Annotated in this window: 7 protein-coding genes; 2 read left to right on the top strand and 5 right to left on the bottom strand. The window is 73.6% G+C overall.

The genetic code is table 11. The annotated features are described in order from the left end of the window. Nucleotides 1-195: 195 nt before the first annotated feature. Both BGP03_RS27830 and BGP03_RS27825 read right to left on the bottom strand, forming a co-directional pair. Nucleotides 196-447: a hypothetical protein gene (locus BGP03_RS27830; RefSeq protein WP_296377396.1), complete on the bottom strand. Its 252-nt coding sequence runs from the start codon at nt 445-447 to the stop codon at nt 196-198. Between the two features lie 33 nt (nt 448-480). Further along, nucleotides 481-717, bottom strand: coding sequence for an FAD-dependent monooxygenase (locus BGP03_RS27825; RefSeq protein ID WP_296377397.1), 237 nt, complete (start codon nt 715-717; stop codon nt 481-483). Between the two features lie 11 nt (nt 718-728). Here BGP03_RS27825 and BGP03_RS27820 point away from each other — a divergent pair, with 11 nt between their 5' ends. Then, entirely contained in the window at nt 729-1,073 is a 345-nt protein-coding gene (locus BGP03_RS27820; RefSeq protein ID WP_296377398.1) for an IclR family transcriptional regulator C-terminal domain-containing protein, read from the top strand. Here the strand turns inward: BGP03_RS27820 and BGP03_RS27815 are convergent. The 3 genes from BGP03_RS27815 to BGP03_RS27805 all read right to left on the bottom strand — a co-directional run bounded on the left by BGP03_RS27815 (nt 1,060) and on the right by BGP03_RS27805 (nt 2,781). Continuing rightward, a complete protein-coding gene (locus tag BGP03_RS27815) occupies nt 1,060-1,548 on the bottom strand; it encodes an SRPBCC domain-containing protein (protein WP_296377399.1) in 489 nt (162 codons plus the stop codon). The two genes, BGP03_RS27820 and BGP03_RS27815, sit on opposite strands and share 14 nt — an antisense overlap. Before the next feature lie 4 nt (nt 1,549-1,552). Further along, on the bottom strand, nt 1,553-1,888 hold the full coding sequence (locus BGP03_RS27810) for a metalloregulator ArsR/SmtB family transcription factor (RefSeq protein ID WP_296377400.1): 336 nt from the start codon (nt 1,886-1,888) through the stop codon (nt 1,553-1,555). 113 nt (nt 1,889-2,001) lie between these two features. Beyond that, nucleotides 2,002-2,781, bottom strand: a complete 780-nt coding sequence (locus tag BGP03_RS27805) for an isocitrate lyase/phosphoenolpyruvate mutase family protein (RefSeq protein WP_296377401.1) — start codon at nt 2,779-2,781, stop codon at nt 2,002-2,004. A gap of 703 nt (nt 2,782-3,484) precedes the next feature. On the opposite strand from BGP03_RS27805, the gene BGP03_RS27800 reads away from it, so the two are divergent. Then, on the top strand, nt 3,485-3,764 hold a 280-nt coding region (locus BGP03_RS27800; RefSeq protein ID WP_299738092.1), incomplete at its 3' end, for a hypothetical protein.

Genomic DNA, 3,764 nt, shown 5'->3' with positions numbered 1-3,764 from the left:
GCGCGCGGGCCAGGTCGCCGCCCACGAACGGCACGTTGCCCGCGGTGCGGGCGGCACCGGAGAACGCACCGCCGATCGCCGCCCCCGGCGTCGGCGAGCGTGCGGGCGGGACCCTGCCACTGCTGCACCGGTCGTCGGGGGCGCCTCGTTCTGCTCCGCAACGGATCCGGTCAGGCCGACGCGCCGAACGTGCGATCACCGGGGGTGGCTTCGAGCCGCGGCCGGGCTCCTCGCCCCGGCCCGACCGCGAAGATCACCGCCCGCCCCGATGACGAACGGCCTGCGCCGCCCGACGCGGTCGGACAGCTTGCCCGCGATCGGGGCGAAGACCAGCGCGGCCACGGTCAGCACGAGCGTGGAGAGGAAGACGGCCCCGGCCACGTCGGCGGGCGGGAAGCCCAGCACCACGATGAGGTAGGAGGCCTGATAGGCCTGGATCGCGGCCACCCCCAGGAACAGCAGCAGCCGGTTCCACCACGCTCACGGGTAGCTCGGGGCCGTGCGCGGGTTCACCCAGAACGTCGCCGGCAGCTGCCGCCAGCCGAGCAGATAGTCGGCCTCGATCTCCTCGACGGTGCCGTCGGGCGCGAGGACCTGTGCCCGGACGCCGTCCGGCCCGTCCTCGGCGGCGACGACGCGGTGCCCGTAGCGGACCTCGACGCAGGACAGCTCGGCCACGGCATCGCGGAGCACCCGTTCGACCACCGGCTGCGGCATCTGCTGGCCGCGTGGGCGGGCGGATGCCGCTGCACGACATCGGCGTCGGGCTCGTGCTGCTGGCCCGGGCTCCGCCCGAGGTGCGCGACGAGCAGCTCGGGCGCCTCGACCCGCCCGCTGCGGCCGAGCTCGGGCGCCGGCTCGCACAGGTCCAGCAGGTCGGCATCGCGGTGTTCGACGGCGACCATCCCGCCCCGGTGTCATCCATCGCCGCGCCCGCCCGCAACCACGAGAACCGGGTCGTGGCCGCGCTGTCGATCGTGGTGCCGGCCCGGGTGCGGCCCCGGCCCTACGAGCAGGTCGTCCGGGCGACGGCGCTGGCGATCTCCCGCGGTACGGGTCTCAGCCGGTCGTGAGAATCCCGTCGATCTGGTTGATCGCGCTGCTCGCGCCCTCGACGATGCCCATGTCCAGCACCTGCTGCAGTCCCTCGGCCGTCGCGTAGGTGCTGACGTAGGTGGCCCGCGTGCCACCCTCGTGGGCGACGAACCGGTACTCGTTCGTCGAGACGGGCATGGCCGTGTTCGGCGTGAAGTCGAGGTCGGCGAACCCGTCCTCGAACGTGAATCCGCTCGGCTCGTCGACGGTCTGCACCTGCCAGTAGCCCGCGTGCTTGTCGCCCTCCGGGCCGGTCATGAAGTAGTTCACGCGGCCGCCGGGGCGCAGGTCGTGGTCGACGACAGTGGCCGGGTAGCTCGGCGGCCCCCACACGCGCTCGAGCTGGCGCGGGTCGGCGTAGACCTGCCAGATCCGCGCGGGCGGGGCGGCGAAGTCGGCGACGATGGTGAGGGTGCGGGCGTTCACGTCGTGCCGGACGTCGGTGACGGGCATGGTTTCAGTCCTCCTGGTCGGTGGCGATGAGATCGTCGATGCGGGCGATGCGGCCTCGCCAGACCTGCTCCAGCTCGGTGAGCATCGAGCCCACCGATCGCACCGCGGCCACGTCGCCGCTGGCCAGCTGCTCGCGACCGTGGCGTCGCTTGGTCAGCAGGCCGGCCCTCTCGAGCACGGCGACGTGCTTCTGCACCGCGGCGAAACTCATGTCGTAGTTCCCCGCGAGCGTGGAGACCGAGTGCTCGCCGGCCAGTACCCGCCGCATGATGTCGCGCCGGGTGCGGTCGGCGAGGGCGTGGAACAGGGCGTCCGCCCGGTCCTCGTCGTCCTCGGTCATGCCGCAATCATACAACCGATCGGTTGTATGTCAAGGAAGCCGGATTCCGGGACGCGGTGTCCCCGGACCGGTGCGGCCTGCCCGTGGCGGGGCGCACCGGTCCGGGGCCGGTCTCAGTTGAGCTTGCGCGTGTCCGCGGGCAGCCCGCCGCCGGCGTAGACGTCGGCGGCGAGGTCGCTCAGCGCCGTCAACGCCACGTTCTGGCTCCACGGCCCGTAGGACACGCGGGCCACGCCGAGACGCTGCGCGGTGGCCAGGTCGATGGACCCGGGGATGCCGATGATGTTGACCTTCCGCTCGCCGAGGGCCTCCACGAGCCGTCCGACGGTCTTCTCGTCGAGCTTGCCCGGGGCGAAGAAGTTCGACGCGCCGGCGTCGAGGTAGGCGCGGCCGCGCTCGATGGCGTCCGCGAGGACGTCCTCGGGGTCGCGGTCGCCCGCCTTGAGGAACGCGTCGGTGCGGGCGTTGAGCACGAACGGCACCCCGGCCGCCTCCCCGGCCGCGACCGCCGCCTCCACGGCCTTCACGGAGTCGGCGAGCGGCTTCATCTGGTCCTCGAGGTTGGCGCCGACGATGCCCACGTCGATCGCCCGCGCGACGGTGCCGCCCGGGTCGCCGTAGCCACCCTCGAGGTCGGCGGTGACCGGCAGGTCGCCGGCGGTGCGGGCGATCAGCCCGACCGCGGCGATCATCTCGTCGCGGGGGATCTTCTCGCCGTCCGGGTAGCCGTGGGCGGCGGCGATGCTGTGGCTCGCGGTGGCGAGGGCGGTGGTGCCGGGCGTCTGCGCCACGACGGTGGCGGTGATGGCGTCCCAGACGTTGACGACGAGCAGCAGCTCGGGGGCGGTGTGCAGGCGGAGCAGCTCGGAGGCCTTCTCGGCGGTGGTGGTCACGACGCGAACGCTAGTGGCTGAGATCGGTTCGGCGGGGATGAGACCGTGCAGTATTCGATCTCGGCTTCAGGCAGTGACCACTGCACCCTGCGGCGCCGTTGGTCATCGCGCAGTCGGAGCGTCGCCGGCGGTGAGTGTGCGGGTGGTCGGCCGGCGTGCACCGCCTCGACGCTGTGGCGGTCCCGGGGACCGGGCGGCGGTCCGGGCCCCGTGGCCGCTGCGCAGGCGGCCTCCCGCGAGCCTGGACCGCCACTGGAACCGCGGGCAGCGGCCCGTCTGGTGCGCCATCACCTCGACGTGGCTCGACGGGCTGCGACGTCGGCCGACACGATCACCGGCCCGTGCTCCGCATCCGGGATCGGCGTCGTGATGAGCGGGCCGTCACCGTGGCGGCTGCGGAGCTCCGGCGGCACGGCGAGCGGCCGGCCGCGCCCACCTCGCAGCCCGTGTTGTCACCTCGCAGCCCGCCGGCGGGCTGCGAGGAGCACGACGCGCTGCGACGTCGAGCCGTTCCACGGCGTCCGGCTCGACCGCGCCGGCCCCCACGTCACCGCAGCACCGGCACTGGAGAAGCATGCCCACCGCGGAGCGGGCGACGACCCTGCTCACGTTCGCCGGCTGCTGTACGGTCGGTGGTGTTGCTCCGGCCCCCGGTGACGACACGTGGTGACAGGCCCACGTGACGGTCCACCGCGGAGGCGCCATGTCAGTCCCACCAACCACCCGGGCCCGGTGGGCGACGATGGTCCGCCGGGTGCTCATCGCCGCACTGACGGGCGCAGGCCTTCTGATGGGTGCGGTCGGTGTCGTCCTCGCACCGGCGCTGCTGCCCTGCTGGTTCGTCCTCGGCGCGGTCGTGGCCGGCGCGATCTACCCACGGCTCGTCGAACGGACGAAACCCGGGTCCGCGGACGCCCGGCGGGCGTGCCGTGACCTGGCCGTCCTGGTCGGTCTGGGGTCGGCGGTCGCGTGCACCGTGCTCG

The sequence above is a fragment of the Pseudonocardia sp. 73-21 genome (genome assembly GCF_001899645.1).
In the GTDB taxonomy this organism is placed as follows: domain Bacteria; phylum Actinomycetota; class Actinomycetes; order Mycobacteriales; family Pseudonocardiaceae; genus Pseudonocardia.
This window is presented reverse-complemented; position numbering and strand designations above follow the sequence as displayed.